The following is a 16,736-nucleotide window of genomic DNA, read 5'->3' as shown; positions in this document are numbered from 1 at the left end:
AATCATGCGCCGCGCGGGCGGCGCTCGATTTCACAGGCGCTGCAAATGGTTCGCCAGACACTCACCCACGCAACTGGTACCAAGTAGTCTTAAGCTGCGAATACTTGTCAAACGAATGCAGCGACAGGTCGCGGCCAAACCCCGACTGCTTGCCACCGCCGAACGGCACCGTCACATCCAGCGCATCGACCGTGTTCACCGACACCGTTCCGGCCTTCAGCGCCCGCGCCACCCGGTGCGCCTGGTTGAAGTCATCGCTCCACACCGAGGCCGCCAGGCCATAGATGCTGTCGTTGGCCAGACGTACCGCCTGCTCTTCCGTATCAAAAGCGCTGACCGCCAGCACCGGCCCGAACACTTCTTCTTGCGCCAGGCTCATGCGGCGATCGACCCCGGCAAAAATGGTCGGCTCGATATAGTTGTCCGAACCGTCGATGGTCAGGCGCCTGCCACCACATACCAACTGCGCGCCCTGTTGCCCGGCACGGGTTATGGCGGCCTCGATGCGCCCGGTCTGTTCGGTATCGACAAGCGCCCCGGCACGGCTCGCCGGGTCCAGCGGGTTGCCGGGCAGCCACTGGCGGGCCTTGGCCTGCAGGCGCTCGATGAACTCGTCGTGGATGGAACGCTGCACGTACAGCCGCGAATTGGCCGAACACACCTCGCCCTGGTTGAAGAAAATGCCGAAGGCCGCCTTTTCTGCCGCCAGGTCCAGGTCCTGGCAGTTATCGAACACCAGGTTCGGGCTCTTGCCGCCGCACTCCAGCCACACCTGCTTGAGGTTGGACTGCGCCGAGTACTGCATGAAGTACTTGCCCACCTGGGTAGAGCCGGTGAACACCAGGCAATCCACATCCGGGTGCAGGCCCAGTGCCTGCCCGGCCTGCTCGCCCAAACCCGGCACCACATTCAGCACGCCCTCCGGCAAACCGGCTTCCAGTGCCAGTTGGGCCAGGCGCAGGGCGGAAAATGGTGACTGCTCGGCGGGCTTGAGCACCACGCTGTTGCCGGCAGCCAGCGCCGGGGCCAGCTTCCAGGCGGCCATGTCGAGCGGGAAGTTCCACGGCACCACGGCCGCGACCACGCCGAGGGCTTGGCGGGTGATGGTGGCCAGTGCGTTGGCTGCGGTGGGCGCCACCTGGTCGTACAGCTTGTCCAGTGCCTCGCCGTACCAGGCGAATACGTGCGCCGAGCCCGGCACGTCGATGTTGTAGGCGTCCATCACCGGCTTGCCCATGTTCAGCGAGTCCAGCAGGGCCAGTTCTTCGCGATGGGCCATGATCAGCTCGGCCAGGCGCAGCAGTACTTTCTTGCGTTCGCCCGGTGCCATGCGCGGCCATGGGCCTTGCTCGAAGGCCCGGCGGGCACTGGCGACGGCCAGGTCGACTTCGGCCTGGCCGCAGGCGGCGACCTGGGCCAGAACGCTGTTGGTGGCGGGGTTGATGGCGGCGAACGTGGCGCCGCCCTGGGCATTCACGGGTTTGCCGTCGATCAGCGCACTGGCCGGAAGGCACAGGTCCGAGGCGCGTTGTTGCCAGAATTCGAGGGTGTACATTTGTACTCCTGGTGAACATTTGGGCAGATTTTTTGTTAGTGGCGTCGCCCCACAGGTGGATCGCCGGGGCTGCTTTGCAGCCCTTTCGCGACACAAGGCCGCTCCTACAGGGGACCGCGTATTAGCGGACAAACGCGGTCCCTGTAGGAGCGGCCTTGTGTCGCGATGGGGCGCAAAGCGCCCCCAAAAGTTTTACAGCTTGCCGACCAGGCGCGCCGTGCGGTCCACGGCAATGCGGGTCTTCTCTACCAGTTCATCCAGCTCGCTGTGGTTGGCGATCAAGGCCGGGGCCATGATCATCCGCCCCAGGGTCGAACGGATGATCACCCCTTCCTCGAAACCGAAGGTGCGGCACTGCCAGGCCAGGTCGTTCTCGTTGGCAAAGCGCTTGCGTGTCGGCTTGTGCTCGGCGAACTGCAGCGCCGCCACCAGCCCGGCGCCCTGCACCTGGCCGATCAACGGGTGGTCGGCAAATACCTCGCGCAGGATGCGCTGCAGGTACGGCCCGGTGTCGTCCTTCACCTGGCGCACGATGCCTTCGTCACGCAGGGCTTTGAGGTTGGCGATGGCCACCGCCGCTGCCACCGGGTGGCCGGAATAGGTCAGGCCGTGGGCAAATACCCCGCCCCGCTCCACCAGCGCCTCGGCAATGCGCTTGCTCAGCACCAGGCCGCCCATGGGCACGTAGCCGCTGGTCAGGCCCTTGGCAATCGACAGGGTGTCGGGCTCGAAGCCGAAGTACTCATGGGCAAACCACTCGCCAGTGCGGCCAAAGCCACCAATCACCTCGTCGGCACACAGCAGCACGTCGTACTGGCGGCAGATGCGCTGGATTTCCGGCCAGTAGCTTTCCGGCGGGAAGATCATGCCGCCTGCGCCCTGGAACGGCTCGGCTATGAAGCCAGCAACGTTTTCGGCGCCCAGCTCAAGGATCTTTTCTTCCAGCTGCAAGGCGCAGCGGCGGCCGAACTCGGCCGGGCTCAGCTCGCCGCCTTCGGCATACCAGTACGGCTCGTCGATGTGCGCCACATCCGGGATCAGCCCGCCCATGTCATGCATGAACTTCATGCCGCCCAGCGCCGTGGCCGCCAGGGTCGAGCCGTGGTAACCGTTCCAGCGGCCGATCATGATTTTCTTGCTTGGCTGGCCGACCACCTGCCAGTAGCGGCGCACGGTGCGGATCAGCACCTCGTTGGCCTCGGAGCCGGAGTTGGTGTAGATCGCGTGGCTGTAGTGCCCGGGCAGCAGGCTGAACAGCAGTTCGGACAGTTCGATCACCGCCGGGTGGGTGGTGTGGAAGAACATGTTGTAGTAGGCCAACTGGTCCATCTGCGTGGCAGCGGCGGCGGTCAGGTCGCGGCGGCCGTAGCCCAGTTGGGTGCACCACAGGCCGGACATGCCATCCAGGTAGCGCTTGCCCTCGCTGTCCCACAGGTGCAGGCGTTCGCCACCGACGATCACCCGCGGCCCTTCGGCGTTAAGCGCCTTCTGGTCGAGGAAGGCATGGATGTGGTGCGCGGCGTCGGCTGCCTGGTAGTCACGGGTCTGGCGTTGCGGGGCGAAAGGCGCGTTCATTGTTGGTTTTCCTTTGCGGTGGGGGTGCAAGGCAGCCGGCATTCAGCGCAGCTTGCCCATGTAGCTTTCCAGCGGGTCCTTGCCCAGCACGCCTTGGGCATTGGCCAGCGCGTCGATGAACAGGGAAAACAGCTCGGACTGTGTGCCGATGTCGAGCTTGGCGTAGACGTTCTTGCGGTGCGACTTGATGGTGTCTTCCGACACGCCCAGGCGCTCGGCCAGTGACTTGGTCGAGTGGCCGCGCAAAATCAGCTGGGCAATGCGGCATTCACGCTCGGTCAGCAACGAGCTGCCGAAGTTGTTCAGCGCAGCATGGATGCGTTGTTCGAGGATGTTCTCGAAGCGCCCGGCGCGGCTGTCCAGCCCGGCAAAGTGCTTGCTGAGCACTGCCAGCACCCAGGGCGTGATGCGCCCGAACAGCGCGCGGCTTTGCGGGTCGAGTTTGTCGGTGAAGGCCAACGACACCGCCAGGCTCTGCCCCGGCGCCACTTGCAGGATGTAGTTGAGCTCATCCTCCAGGTGCGAATGGCGGTAGAACGACTGGTAGTACTCGCTGACCTCGAAATGGTCGGGCGCTACCTCGAACAGGCCGTAGCAGCCAGACTCGACCTGCTCCACGCAGGCGCCGTAGAACGGGTCGAGCAGATAGAAGCCCGACAGGTAGCGGCTGACGTTGCCCTCGGGCTGCCAGGGCGCCTTGTCGTCCTGCTCGAACAGTGCGCAAGGCATGCCGTCGTGCGGGTACAGGTACACCGTGGTGGCCTGGATCGGCCGGATCACGCCCAGTGCCGCAAACAGGTTGGCGGCAAAGCCTGGCCGGCCGATCGCCTCGGTGACCTTGGCCAGGTGCTCGAACCATTGTTCTGAAAGCAATTGATTAGTCACTGTCGGCCTGCCGTATGAAGTAAGGCACCGCCGCCAGTGCGGTGCGTTGTTGAGCAGATACTCCCATGGCATTGCCGACACCGAAATCACCCTTTGGGGTGAGCACGTTCGCGGCTGCCTGGGCTCACCCCAAAGGGTGATTCCGGGTGCCGGCAGGGTATGGGAGCATCAACCCGCCCCAGCGCTGCGAGCCTTTCGCTCGACCTCCTTGCACAACGCCCTCCGGTAGCGAGCCTGCTCGCCTGCCGCGGTGTCCTGCATCCCTTTCCAGGAGTTAGCAATGCATACAACAACAAGTACAGCCCATCGCCCTGCACATGGCACCGCCTCGCCCGCAACCTCGCAACCCGGCGCCACCAACGGCCGCTTTCGCAAGTCCATGAGCATGACCGCCCTGGTGTTGTTCGGCCTGGCCTACATGGTGCCACTGGCCGTGTTCACCACCTACGGGCTGGTCACCCAGATGACCAAGGGGCACCTGCCCACCGCCTATCTCCTGACCCTCGCCGCCATGCTGCTGACCGCTTACAGCTACGGTCGCATGGTTCAGGCCCACCCTTACTCCGGCTCGGTCTACACCTATACACGCAAGGCCTTCGGCAGCCACATCGGCTTCATCACCGGCTGGACCCTGCTGCTCGACTACATCTTCCTGCCGTTGCTCAGCTACCTGCTGATCGGCATTTACATGTCGGAATACTTCCCTGCCATCCACGCCTGGGTGTGGGTGGCAGGTTCCATTGCCCTGGTCACCTTCCTCAACCTGATCGGCATCGAGTCGATCACCCGGGTCAACTGGATCCTGGTGGTGGCGCAGCTGGTATTCATCATCGTCTTCGTCAGCTTGTCGGTGCTCAAACTCAGCGGCCAGGCGGAGCCGGTGTCGCTGCTGGCCCCGTTCCACCATGAAGGTTTCAGCGTGCCGTTGATCATGACCGGCGCAGCGGTGCTGTGCCTGTCGTTCCTGGGCTTTGATGCGGTATCGACCATGGCCGAGGAAACCAGCAACCCGACCTACCGCATTCCGGTGGCGATCCTTGCCGTGTCGCTGATTGGCAGCCTGCTGTTCCTGGTGGTGTCGTACTGCGCTCAGATGGTGTTCCCCGACTGGGGCAGCTTTGCCGACCCGGATTCGGCCTCGGTCGATGTCATGCGCCGGGTCGGTGGCGAACTGCTGGTCACCGCCTTCACCGCCACCTACGTCGCCGGGTGCTTTGCCTCGGCCATGGTGTCCCAGGCCAGCGTGTCGCGGGTGTTGTTCGCCATGGGCCGCGACGGCGCATTACCGCGTGCGTTCGGCCAACTGGTGACGAAGAAGCGCGTGCCGGCCACGGCCATCCTGGTGGTCAGCCTGCTGTCACTGATCGCCTTGGTCATCACCCTTGACACTGTGGCCAATATGATCAGCTTCGGCGCGCTGTTCGCCTTTTCGGCGGTGAACCTGGCGGTGGCCAAGCACTACCTGGTCGACCAGAAGCTACGCGGTGGCCGCAACGTGCTGCTGTATGGCGCCATTCCCGGGCTGGGGTTTCTCAGCACGTTGTGGCTGTGGAGCAGCCTGACCAGCCTGTCGTTTACCATCGGCCTGTGCTGGATGGGCATGGGCCTGCTGGTGTTGCTGGGGCTGACCCGAGCGTTTCGGATGAAGCTGCCAGAGTTGCAGATGGCCGATTGAGAACGCCCGCGCGGTCCCTGTAGGAGCGGCCTTGCGTCGCGAAAGGGCTGCAAAGCAGCCCCGGCTAATTGTGCATCTGTGCTGAAGCCCTGGGGCTGCTCTGCAGCCCTTTCGCGACGCAAGGCCGCTCCCACAAAGTGGTGATCTGCGCCAACCAAGCGATAACCAAGCGTTATCACCCGATCCGCATTAATCATTATTCAGCCCCCCGTCAGCCGCCTACAGTCCCAGCCCAACGACTGTCATTGCCAACGGGAAACGAAATGTCCATCGAACATCGCCTGAACCACATCGCCGGCCAGCTCAGCGGCAACGGTGACGTGCTGCTGAACAGCGTCGACGCCCACAGCGGCGAGCCTCTGCCCTACGCCTTCCACCAAGCGACCGGCGACGAAGTCGAGGCCGCCGTGCAGGCCGCCGAAGCGGCCTACCCGGCCTACCGCAGCACCAGCCCGGCCCAGCGTGCGGGTTTTCTCGATGCCATCGCCAACCAACTGGACGCCCTTGGTGATGATTTCATTCAGCATGTAATGCGTGAAACCGCACTGCCCGAAGCACGCATCCGTGGCGAACGCGCGCGCACCAGCAACCAGCTGCGCCTGTTTGCCGAAGTGGTACGCCGTGGCGACTTCTACGGCGCCCGCATCGACCGCGCCCTGCCCCAGCGCACCCCATTGCCCCGCCCGGACCTGCGCCAATACCGCATCGGCGTGGGCCCGGTGGCCGTGTTCGGCGCCAGCAACTTCCCGCTGGCCTTCTCTACCGCTGGCGGTGACACCGCCTCGGCACTGGCCGCTGGCTGCCCGGTAGTATTCAAAGCCCACAGCGGCCACATGCTCACTGCCGCCCACGTAGCGGCGGCCATCGACCGCGCAGTGGCCAGCAGCGACATGCCAGCCGGCGTGTTCAACATGATCTACGGTGCCGGTGTGGGTGAAGCACTGGTCAAGCACCCCGCCATTCAGGCGGTCGGCTTTACCGGTTCGCTGCGCGGTGGCCGCGCCCTGTGCGACATGGCCGCAGCGCGCCCGCAACCCATCCCGGTATTTGCCGAAATGAGCAGCATCAACCCGGTGCTCGTGCTGCCGCAGGCGCTTCAGGCGCGCGGTGAGCAAGTGGCCAGCGAGCTGGCCGCCTCGGTGGTCATGGGTTGCGGGCAGTTCTGCACCAACCCGGGCCTGGTGGTGGGCATCAAGTCGCCGCAGTTCGAGCAGTTTGTGCACACGCTGGTGGCACGCATGGCCGATCAAGGGCCACAAACCATGCTCAACGCCGGCACCCTGCGCAGCTACCAGAACGGTGTGCAGCACCTGCTGGCGCACCCGGGCATTGAGCACCTGGCCGGGCAGCCGCAAAGCAGTAATCAGGCCCAGCCACAGCTGTTCAAGGCAGACGTGAGCCTGCTGCTGAACGGCGACCCGCTGCTGCAGGAAGAAGTGTTCGGCCCGACTACCGTGGTGGTAGAAGTGGCCGACGCACAGCAATTGGCCGAAGCCCTGCGCCAACTGCAAGGCCAGCTGACGGCCACGCTGATTGCCGAGCCTGATGACCTGAATGCCTTTTCCACTTTGGTGCCGCTGCTGGAACGCAAGGCCGGGCGCCTGCTGTTGAATGGCTACCCGACGGGCGTTGAGGTAAGCGATGCGATGGTGCATGGCGGGCCTTACCCGGCCACGTCCGATGCCCGTGGCACTTCTGTCGGCACCCTGGCCATTGATCGTTTCCTGCGCCCGGTGTGCTTCCAGAACTACCCGGATGCGCTGCTGCCAGATGCACTGAAAAGCGCCAACCCGCTGGGGATTGCGCGGTTGGTGGATGGGGTTAGTAGCCGTGAGGCGGTTTGATCCGGTGTTGAGGTAGCCTGTGCGGGCCTCTTCGCGGGTAAACCCGCTCCTACAGCTTGCACTGTCTGTGTAGGAGCGGGTTTACCCGCGAATAGGCCGGCACAGGTACACACCATTGATGAATATTCCTTGTCAGCATTCAATAGGCTTCACTGACACTGGAACTCAATTCATCAAAAGGCCGCCATGTACTCCTCTGAACGCCTCAAAGGCATCGATGTCTTCGTCGCCGTCGCTGACCTGGGCAGCTTCACCGCAGCTGCCGAGCGGCTCAACCTCACCAGCTCGGCCATCAGCAAGAGCGTGGCCGGGCTCGAGGCTCGCCTGGGCGCACGCCTGTTCAACCGCACCACCCGCAGCCTGTCACTCAGCGAGGCGGGCGTGGTGTTCTACCGTACCTGCACCTCGGTGCTGGCTGACCTGGAAGAGGCCGAGCACGCACTGGTCGCCAGCGATAACCAACCCCACGGCAAAGTCCGCATCGAACTGCCCGCCTCCTACGGTCGCCTGCATGTGCTGCCACTGATCCTCGACTTCATCCGCCTGCACCCGCTATTGCAGCCGCATGTGTCGTTTTCCGACCGCTTCGTCGACCCGGTGCACGAGGGTATCGATATCGTCGTGCGCATCGGTGGCCCGGATGCCTGGCCGGCCGCACTCGGCCACCAGTACTTCGGTGCCCAACGCCTGATGTTCTGTGCCGCCCCCAGCTACCTGGAAAAACATGGCGTGCCACAAGACGAGCGCGACCTGGAACACCATCACTGCGTCGGTTATGGCCACACCGACGGCATGGTCAGCCCCTGGTTCTTCAAGGGTCGCCAACCTGGCGAGATGGAACGACGCACCGTGCAGCCGCGCATCGCAGTGGGCGATGGCGAGGGGGAAGTTGCAGCCGTACTGGCCGGCCATGGCATCGGCCAGTTGCCCACCTGGTTAACCCAGCAACACCTCGACCAGGGGCAGCTGGTGGAGGTATTGCCGGCGCTGGCCACCGACGGCCTGCCGATGAACCTGGTGTGGCTGAAAAGCCGCGAAGGGTTACCCAAGGTGCGCGCCTTGCTCGACTACCTGCTACCCCGCTTGGCGCCTCACGGCACCCGAACCAGCGCAGCAGGCTGACGGGCAAGGCGGCTGACCATCGGCACCAGGCCCAGCGCCAGCAGTGCGACACCTGCGGCCACGTAACCCAGGTACTCGATACCCAAGCCTGGGATGGTCATGCCGCCAAGCACGGCGCCTAAGCCAATACCGGCGTTGGCCGCCGACACATTGGTGGTGCCGGCCAAGGCCTGGGCATGCGTCACCGAACTCATTACCCGCACCTGGCTGACCGGGTACAGCGCCGTGTTGGCAATGCCCCACACGGCCAGTGCCAGGCAGAATGCCAGGCCGGCACCTGCCAGCGGCACCAGCGCCGCCATGCCAATGGCCAGCAACAGCAGGAACAGCACCGTCGCCCTGAGTGGTGAACGGTCCACTGCGCGCCCGCCGATCCAGTTGCCAAGCAGGCCGACGGCGCCAAAGCCCATCAGCCACCAGCCGGTATGTGCCGGTGCGACGCCCGCAACCCGCTGCAGCAGATCGGCCAGGTAGGTGTAGCCGGTGAACATCGCGGTGAATACCACCACCGACAGCAGCACATTGGCGAGAAAGTAGCGCTCCTTGAAAATGCGCGCCTGCTGCATGAAATCGATTTTTGCCGTGCGGGCGACTTGCGGCATCCACACCCACATGGCCAGCGCCATCAGCAGCGACAGCGCCGCCAGTATCCAGAACGCGCCTCGCCAGCCGACGGCATTGGCCGCCACGGTACCCAGCGGAATGCCCAGCAGCATGGCCGCCGAGATGCCCAGGTACACCTTGGAGATGGCCTGCCCCGCTTTGTCACGCCCAGCCAGGTGCCCGGCCGTTTCGCTGGCCGTGCCCCAGAACACCGGCAATGCCAGTGCCGGAATCACCCGCGCAATGGCCAGCACCCAAAAACTGCTCGATGCCGCAGCCAGCGCATTGGCTGCGGCAAACACCAGCAGGATGGTAATGAACAACCGCTTGCGATCCAGATGCGCCAGTGCAGCGGTCAAGGCAGGGCCGGCAAGCATGACGGTAAACGCAAACAGCGTGACCAGCTGGCCCGCTACCGAGATCGAAATTCCCAGGTCGTGGCTTAGCGCGGGCAGCAACCCGACGATCAGAAATTCGGTGGTGACGATCAGAAAGGCCGAGAAGGCCAGGATGGCGATGCTGATTGCAACGTTTCGGCCAGCAGTTGCAGCTTCGGGGCTGGGTTCGTGGACAGACATCAAGACAGGCTCCAGGAAAAGAGGCTGCCAGTCTATTGATAAAACTAATTCCTATTTTTGGTGATATTTCATCAATTAAATGACCAGGATTCATGAATCACAAGGCAATGTATACAACTTTGAAGAATCCTGATTACATAAGCGCTCGCCTACGACCTCGGTAAACGCCGATGCGTATTGCGACGGGCTTTAGCCATGTCATCTGCAACCCGCAAGAAAACCCTCCTCGTCAAGAACGCCGCACTTCTGGTCACCATGGACGGCGAACGCCGTGAGATCAAGAACGGTGGCCTGTACATCGAAGACAACCTGATCAAGCAGGTCGGCCCCAGCGATACCCTGCCGCAGCATGCCGACGTGGTGCTGGACATGGCCGGCAAGGTGGTCATCCCGGGCCTGGTCAACACCCACCACCACATGTACCAGAGCCTCACCCGTGTGGTGCCAGCGGCTCAGGACGGTGAGCTGTTCAACTGGCTGACCAACCTGTACCCGATCTGGGCGCGCCTGACCCCGGAAATGATCGCGGTGTCGACCCAAACCGCCATGGCCGAGCTGATCCTGTCCGGCTGCACCACCTCCAGCGACCACCTGTACATCTACCCCAACGGCTGCAAGCTCGACGACAGCATCCATGCCGCCGCCGAAATCGGCATGCGCTTCCACGCCGCACGCGGCAGCATGAGCGTGGGCCAGAGCCAGGGTGGCCTGCCGCCTGACTCGGTGGTGGAAAAGGAAGCCGACATCCTCAAGGAGTCGCAGCGCCTGATCGAGGACTACCACGACGCCAGCCACGGCTCGATGCGCCGCATTGTGGTAGCGCCCTGCTCGCCGTTCTCGGTCAGCCGCGACCTGATGCGCGAAGCCGCCGTGCTGGCGCGCCAGTATGGTGTGTCGTTGCACACGCACCTGGCCGAGAATGTCAACGACATCGCCTACAGCCGCGAAAAGTTCGGCATGACCCCGGCCGAGTACGCCGAAGACCTCGGCTGGGTCGGCCACGACGTCTGGCACGCCCACTGCGTGCAACTCGACCAGCATGGCATCGAGCTGTTTGCCCGTACCGGCACCGGTGTCGCCCACTGCCCGTGCTCGAACATGCGCCTGGCCTCCGGCATCGCCCCGGTGCGCAAGATGCGTGACCACGGGGTGCCGGTTGGCCTGGGGGTCGACGGTTCGGCATCCAACGACGGCGCCAGCATGATCGGCGAAGTGCGCCAGGCCCTGCTGCTGCAGCGGGTGGGTTTCGGCCCTGACGCCATGACCGCGCGCGAGGCACTGGAAATTGCCACCCTGGGCGGCGCCAAGGTGCTTAACCGCAATGACATCGGGGCCCTGGCCCCGGGCATGGTCGCCGACTTCGTCGCCTTCGACCTCGGCCATGTGGCCTATGCCGGTGGCCTGCACGACCCGTTGGCGGCACTGGTGTTCTGCACCCCGACCCAAGTGCACACCAGCGTGATCAACGGCCGCGTGGTGGTCAAGGACGGGCAGTTGGCCACCGTCGACCTGCCACGCGTGCTGGAGCGTCATAACCAGCTGGCTCACCAATTGGTCAGCGAAGCCTGATCTACCCGGGCTGCTGTGCAGCCCGCCTCCTGCTGCAGACCCGGGCAAGCCATTCTTTAAATGCACTATTTGCATATTAAGTTATACCTAAATTGAATTTTGCACTTCTTCAGAAACCCTTTACTGTCTAGCCCATTGTGCCGGCCTCAAGCTGCCGGTTTTATCCGCACGCTACCCGACCACGTGGTGCCTGCCCCCTGATTGCACATGGAGGCGCCATGCCCATCGCTTCACTCAACCGCCGTAAACTGCTGGCCCTGGCGGGCACGGCCACGGCGGCCAGCTTGTTCGGCCGCCTGGCCTTCGCCGACAGCAGTCACGCCGCCCACAGCGGCCATGCCGCGCAGCCGGTCGGCAGTGGCCTGGACCTGGACAGCAACCGTTGGGTGCTGCCCGAACCACGCAAGGTCAGGTTGGCGACCAACCTTAATGCCGTGTGCCTGGCACCGGTGGCCGTGGCCGACAGCCAGGGTATCTTCAAGCGCCACAACCTCGACGTGGAGTTCGTCAACTTCGGTAACTCCACCGAGGTACTGCTGGAATCGATGGCCACGGGCAAGGCCGACGCTGCCACTGGCATGGCACTGCGCTGGCTGAAAGCGCTCGAGCAAGGCTTTGATGTCAAACTTACCGCCGGCACTCACGGCGGCTGCCTACGCCTGCTGACGCTGGACGGCGGCCCGCAGGATTTCGCGGCCTTGAAAGGCACCACCATTGGTGTCACCGACATGGCAGCCGCCGACAAGAACTTCTTCTCGCTGATGCTCAAGCGCCATGGTGTCGACCCGGTTCGCGATGTGACCTGGCGGGTCTACCCGATCGACCTGCTGAGCGTTGCTTTGCAAAAGGGTGAGATCCAGGCGGCCAGCGGCTCCGACCCGCTGATGTATCGGGTCAAGCAGCAACCAGGCTTTCGCGAACTGGCCACCAACATGATCGAGGATTACGCCAACATGAGCTGCTGCGTGGTGGGTGTCAGCGGCCAACTGGCGCGCGACGACACGCCCGTGGCCGCAGCCATCACCCACTCGATCCTGCAGGCGCACGCCTGGGCATCGCACAACCCCGATGCAGTGGCTGAAGAATTCCTCAAGTTCGCCATCAACACCTCGAAGGAAGAAGTGCGCGCCATCCTCACCGAGCACAGCCACGGCTATTACTCGGTGGGCAATACCTTCGTGAAGGAAATTGCCGTCTACGCCCGTGACCTGAAGAACATCGAGGTGTTGCGCCCACGGACCGACCCGCTGGAATTTGCGGAGGGCGTGCATGCCGACGTATTCGCTTGAGCAAAGTCATACAGCCAAAGTAGCCAGCTTCACCGTATGGCGTGGAGGCCTGGTGGCCGCGCTGGCCTGGGTCGCCTTTGCCCTGTTCACGCTGCTCTATCCGGACGGTGGCAAGCCGTGGCCTTTCACCCGCGAGCTGGCATTTGCCGCTGCTGGCACAGGTGTCTTGTTGGCGCTGATCGCCCTGTTGCCCGGCGCATGCCGGCGCCTGGTTCGGCGGTTGCGCCCGGCAGGTGCCTGGCTGGCCGCGCTGCCGCTGCTGTTAGGCCTTTGGGTATTGGTCACGGCTAAGGTGGTACTGCTGCCGGTGCCGTTCTTCGCACCACCCCAGGCGTTGATCGAAGTGTTCGTCGATGACTGGGCACGGCTTGGCGAAAGCTTGCTGCATTCATTGTGGTTGCTGCTCAACGGCGTGGTCATCGGTGGCATTGCCGGGTTTATCGCCGGTGTGGCGATTGGCTGGTCACACCGCATCGGTTATTGGGTGCACCCGGTACTGCGCATCCTCGGGCCAGTGCCATCGACGGCGCTGCTGCCGATCTGCTTTTTCTTCTTTCCATCCAGCTGGAGCGCCAGCGTGTTCCTGATTGCCCTGGCCACCTGGTTCCCGGTTACGGTGCTGACCTGGTCCGGGGTGGCCAGCGTGGACAAGGCCTATTACGAAGTGGCGCGCACCTTGGGCGCCAGCGGGCGCTTCCTGGTCTGGCGGGTGGCGATACCTGCTGCCCTGCCGTATGTGTTCGTCGGTTTGTTCATGGGGCTGGGGGCGTCATTCTCGGTGCTGGTGGTGGCCGAGATGATGGGGGTCAAGGCGGGCCTTGGCTGGTACTTGCAATGGGCCCAGGGCTGGGCGGCCTACGCCAACATGTACGCGGCGCTGCTGGTCATGGCGCTGCTGTGCTCGGGGTTGATCACGCTGCTGTTCGTGGTGCGTGACCGTGTGTTGTCGTGGCAGAAAGGAGCCGTGAAATGGTAAGTGTCGCGCACACCTTGGCCGCGGAAACGGGCATGGCGCTGGATATTCGTGGGCTGAGCCACGCTTTTGAACTGGGCAGCGAGCGCTTGCCCGTGCTGGATAAGGTCGACCTGCAACTGGCGCCTGGCGAGAGCGTTGCCCTGATCGGCCCTTCCGGTTGCGGCAAGTCCACCCTGCTACGGCTGATTGCCGGCCTGGAAACCGTGCAGCGCGGCAGCCTGCTGGCGGACGGCCAAGCCGTCGGCAGCCCACACCACTCGCGGGTGCTGGTGTTTCAGGACCCGACCCTGTACCCGTGGCGCAACGTGTGGGACAACGTTGCCCTTGGCCTGCAGGCGCGCGGCCAGCTCAAGGCACAGCGCCAGCGGGTGGATGAGACGTTGCACAAAGTCGGCCTGCTGCAGTTTCGCAATGCCTACCCGCGCCAGTTGTCTGGCGGCATGGCCCAGCGTGTGGCGCTGGCCCGGGCGCTGATCAACCAGCCGCGCCTGCTGCTGCTTGACGAGCCGTTGGGCAAGCTCGACTCGCTGACACGTATCGCCATGCAGGGGGAGCTGATCAGGTTGTGGCAGCAGCAAGGCTACAGTTCGCTGCTGGTGACCCATGATGTGGAAGAGGCACTGTTGCTGTGTGATCGGGTGCTGGTTTTTTCGCCACGGCCGGCGCGGGTGCTGGCCGAGTTGAAAATTGAGCAAGGCTACCCACGGCATAGGGATGACCCGCAGTTGCTCGAGTTGCGTCAGCATGCGCTGGAGTTGCTGGGCCAGGGGCGGGATTGGTGAAGAGGCTGCCCCGCCGACCATGGGTGGTCGCAAGAGTGGGTTTACCCGCGAAAGGGCCAGGCTTGCGAGCAGAGCTCCCTGCGCGATAGCGCAGCCCTGAAAGGCCGGGTGAGCGCCTAAAAGGGTGCGCGTACAGGCTGCTATTGCCAGCGTTCCAAATTCTGCTTCAGCAGCTGCTCGGGCAATGCCCCACTCACGATTTTCGCCATTTCCCGGGCCAGCGCCTCACGCAGCTGCGGCTGGTTGCACGGCGATTCATGCGAAATCGCCAGGTACAGCCCTTCACTGGACACCGGCGGCTGCAACACCTGCACAGTACCGCTAATGCCCAACGTTCGTGCCAATGCCATGCCGGGGTACTGCTCGTACACCACGTAATCGCTCCGTTTGTGCGTCAGTTTCTCGAACGCCTGCCGGGCACCGGGTACCGCTTCGAGGGTGAGATTGGCCTGGGCGTATTCATCGAACTGCTGCCCGTGGCTGTTGTTGACCAGGGTTCCACCCTTGCGGCCCTTGAGGTCGGCCCATTGCCGGTAGGCAAAGGCATTGTCCTGGCGCACCCAGACCACGCTGGGGGTATGCAGGAATGGCGGGGCGATAAAGTCCATCTGCTGTGTACGCACTCGGGTCAGGAAATACCCGGCCAGTAGGTCGATCCGCCCGGTGCGCACCTCTTCCTGAGCTCGCGACCACGGGCCGCCGTAGACCATCTCGATTTCCAGCCCCAACTGCCTGCCAAGGTACTTGAGCAAGTCGGCATTGGCGCCGATGAGTTGCTGAGGGTTTTGTGGGTCACGCCACAGATAGGGGGGGTATTCGGGGTTGCCGGTGGCGGTCAACCGTCGGCATGCATCATCCGCTACCGCCGCCAGAGGCAGCAGCAACAGGCACAACAGGCACAACGCGTGGCGCAAGCAACGCTCGATCATCTACGACCCTCGCCACATGTAACCGACGCCGACCCGGCGTGGCGGCCAAAGGCCTCCACCTCCCGTGGTCGACTGCAGCAAACATCGGTACTCGCATCAAGACAGTCTGGACCATCAATGAACGAAGGGCCGGCCTTTCATCGGCCAGAAAAAGCCGGGGCCGCTCAAGCCCCCTGCCGGCGCATCGCCAGAATCGCCGCGCCAAAGCCGATAAACGTCGTGCCTACCACCCGGCTTACCCAACGCGACAGCGACGGCCGGGTCAGCACACCTTTAGCCCGCGCCGCCAGGGCCGCATACAGGCTCAGCGAAGTCAGCGATAGCCCCACGAAAATCCCGGTCAGGGTCAGAAACTGCGGCAGCAATGCCGCCCCTTGGTCAATGAACTGCGGAAACAGCGCAGTAAAGAACATGGTCGCCTTGGGGTTGGTCACCGCGGTAAGGAAGGCTGACTTGAACAGCTTCAGGGGCGTAGGCCGCACCTTGGCCACCCCTTCGGCAGCGCCCGGCTCGAGCATCGGGCTTTTCTTCAGCAACTGCCGCGCGCCCAGGTAGAACAGGTAGCCCGCCCCCAGGATCTTCACGGCATTGAACAGCATTTCCGAGCTGGCCAGCAGCGCGCCCAAACCCAGCATGGCTGCCGCCGACAGGCAGAACAGCCCCGTGCCATTGCCCAGCGACGACCAGATCGCGCTGCGCTGGCCATGGGCGATGCTGTTGTTGATGGCCATCAGTGTGGCGGGACCGGGGCTGGCAATCGCAATGGCGGCAACCAGGGTAAAGGCAAACAGCGAGTGAGAATCCATTTTCATGCTCATCAGACAATCTGGACGGGTTGCGTGCATCGCACGCAGGCTCAGTCGGCATTCTGCCGCTTGGCCACCTTCTTGGCGATAGCCTTCATACGCGTAGCCGCCCGTTGCACGGTGGCCATCTTTTCGGGGCGCTTCATGCCCCGCCACTTGCGGATTTCGTCACGTGTGCGGCCGCAGCTTACGCACAGCTCACTGTTGAGCTGGCAGAGCGAAACGCAGGGGTTGTCGATGTCTTTAGCCAAGGCTGGTCCAAAACTGTTTCTTAGAAAGGGTTACCCCAAGCAGGTTCAACCTACCTGATCGCCGCCAAGCAGGCTGCTCACTTTATTAATAAGTGCTTTGTTTTCTGACCTGATCTGCTTGTTTTCAGCAATCAATTTCAGGTTCTCACTATTTAGCCTTGCAATTTCAGTACGCTGCTCATGGAGAATTGTATCATTAGTATGGCGGTCTCAGTGACCAAGTGCAACACCCGAGGTAAGGTGCTGCATGACTACTCACTACACCCACTTGACCATCGAAGAGCGCGTAACGCTAAT

14 protein-coding genes are annotated in these 16,736 nt (G+C 63.4%); 7 read left to right on the top strand and 7 right to left on the bottom strand.

The annotated features are described in order from the left end of the window. Window positions 1–61: 61 nt before the first annotated feature. The 3 genes from ACIP02_RS27060 to ACIP02_RS27050 form a co-directional block, all read right to left on the bottom strand. Window positions 62–1,555, bottom strand: coding sequence for an aldehyde dehydrogenase (locus ACIP02_RS27060; protein WP_400622843.1), 1,494 nt, complete (start codon window positions 1,553–1,555; stop codon window positions 62–64). Window positions 1,556–1,747: 192 nt separating this feature from the next. Beyond that, window positions 1,748–3,130 carry an aspartate aminotransferase family protein gene (locus ACIP02_RS27055; protein ID WP_400622841.1) on the bottom strand — a complete coding sequence of 461 codons (1,383 nt, stop codon included), beginning with the start codon at window positions 3,128–3,130 and terminating at the stop codon, window positions 1,748–1,750. 42 nt (window positions 3,131–3,172) lie between these two features. Further along, window positions 3,173–4,015, bottom strand: a complete 843-nt coding sequence (locus ACIP02_RS27050; RefSeq protein WP_400622839.1) for a LuxR C-terminal-related transcriptional regulator — start codon at window positions 4,013–4,015, stop codon at window positions 3,173–3,175. 280 nt (window positions 4,016–4,295) lie between these two features. Between ACIP02_RS27050 and ACIP02_RS27045 the strand changes: the two genes are divergently transcribed. The 3 genes from ACIP02_RS27045 (at window position 4,296) to ACIP02_RS27035 (ending at window position 8,656) form a co-directional block, all read left to right on the top strand. Next, window positions 4,296–5,690, top strand: a complete 1,395-nt coding sequence (locus tag ACIP02_RS27045) for an APC family permease (protein WP_400622837.1) — start codon at window positions 4,296–4,298, stop codon at window positions 5,688–5,690. 263 nt (window positions 5,691–5,953) lie between these two features. Next, complete coding sequence (locus ACIP02_RS27040) at window positions 5,954–7,534, top strand: aldehyde dehydrogenase (NADP(+)) (protein WP_400622835.1); 1,581 nt, start codon at window positions 5,954–5,956, stop codon at window positions 7,532–7,534. Between the two features lie 186 nt (window positions 7,535–7,720). Then, the gene (locus tag ACIP02_RS27035; RefSeq protein WP_400622833.1) at window positions 7,721–8,656 is read left to right on the top strand and encodes a LysR substrate-binding domain-containing protein; all 936 of its coding nucleotides are present in this window, start codon (window positions 7,721–7,723) and stop codon (window positions 8,654–8,656) included. Here the strand turns inward: ACIP02_RS27035 and ACIP02_RS27030 are convergent. After that, window positions 8,626–9,837: an MFS transporter gene (locus ACIP02_RS27030; protein WP_400622831.1), complete on the bottom strand. Its 1,212-nt coding sequence runs from the start codon at window positions 9,835–9,837 to the stop codon at window positions 8,626–8,628. The genes ACIP02_RS27035 and ACIP02_RS27030 overlap by 31 nt on opposite strands. Window positions 9,838–10,032: 195 nt before the next feature. Between ACIP02_RS27030 and ACIP02_RS27025 the strand changes: the two genes are divergently transcribed. The 4 genes from ACIP02_RS27025 (at window position 10,033) to ACIP02_RS27010 (ending at window position 14,453) form a co-directional block, all read left to right on the top strand. After that, window positions 10,033–11,406: an 8-oxoguanine deaminase gene (locus ACIP02_RS27025; protein ID WP_400622829.1), complete on the top strand. Its 1,374-nt coding sequence runs from the start codon at window positions 10,033–10,035 to the stop codon at window positions 11,404–11,406. Window positions 11,407–11,624: 218 nt separating this feature from the next. Further along, window positions 11,625–12,695, top strand: a complete 1,071-nt coding sequence (locus ACIP02_RS27020) for an ABC transporter substrate-binding protein (protein WP_400622827.1) — start codon at window positions 11,625–11,627, stop codon at window positions 12,693–12,695. Then, window positions 12,676–13,671, top strand: a complete 996-nt coding sequence (locus ACIP02_RS27015; RefSeq protein ID WP_400622825.1) for an ABC transporter permease — start codon at window positions 12,676–12,678, stop codon at window positions 13,669–13,671. The genes ACIP02_RS27020 and ACIP02_RS27015 overlap by 20 nt, the downstream gene beginning before the upstream one ends. Continuing rightward, window positions 13,665–14,453 carry an ABC transporter ATP-binding protein gene (locus ACIP02_RS27010; RefSeq protein WP_400622823.1) on the top strand — a complete coding sequence of 263 codons (789 nt, stop codon included), beginning with the start codon at window positions 13,665–13,667 and terminating at the stop codon, window positions 14,451–14,453. Before ACIP02_RS27015 ends, ACIP02_RS27010 begins: the two co-directional genes overlap by 7 nt. A gap of 140 nt (window positions 14,454–14,593) precedes the next feature. Here the strand turns inward: ACIP02_RS27010 and ACIP02_RS27005 are convergent, their stop codons facing one another. The 3 genes from ACIP02_RS27005 to ACIP02_RS26995 all read right to left on the bottom strand — a co-directional run bounded on the left by ACIP02_RS27005 (window position 14,594) and on the right by ACIP02_RS26995 (window position 16,439). After that, window positions 14,594–15,382 carry a substrate-binding periplasmic protein gene (locus ACIP02_RS27005; RefSeq protein WP_400622821.1) on the bottom strand — a complete coding sequence of 263 codons (789 nt, stop codon included), beginning with the start codon at window positions 15,380–15,382 and terminating at the stop codon, window positions 14,594–14,596. 164 nt (window positions 15,383–15,546) lie between these two features. Beyond that, window positions 15,547–16,188 (bottom strand): LysE family translocator, encoded by a 642-nt coding sequence (locus ACIP02_RS27000; RefSeq protein ID WP_400622819.1) that lies wholly within the window; start codon window positions 16,186–16,188, stop codon window positions 15,547–15,549. 50 nt (window positions 16,189–16,238) lie between these two features. Continuing rightward, entirely contained in the window at window positions 16,239–16,439 is a 201-nt protein-coding gene (locus tag ACIP02_RS26995; RefSeq protein ID WP_201207444.1) for a DUF1289 domain-containing protein, read from the bottom strand. Between the last annotated feature and the right edge of the window lie 297 nt (window positions 16,440–16,736).

Source organism: Pseudomonas sp. NPDC089408 (assembly GCF_044749445.1).
Classification (GTDB): Bacteria; Pseudomonadota; Gammaproteobacteria; order Pseudomonadales; family Pseudomonadaceae; genus Aquipseudomonas.
The sequence above is the reverse complement of the archived record's forward strand: the minus strand, read 5'-3'. Positions and strand labels throughout refer to the sequence as shown.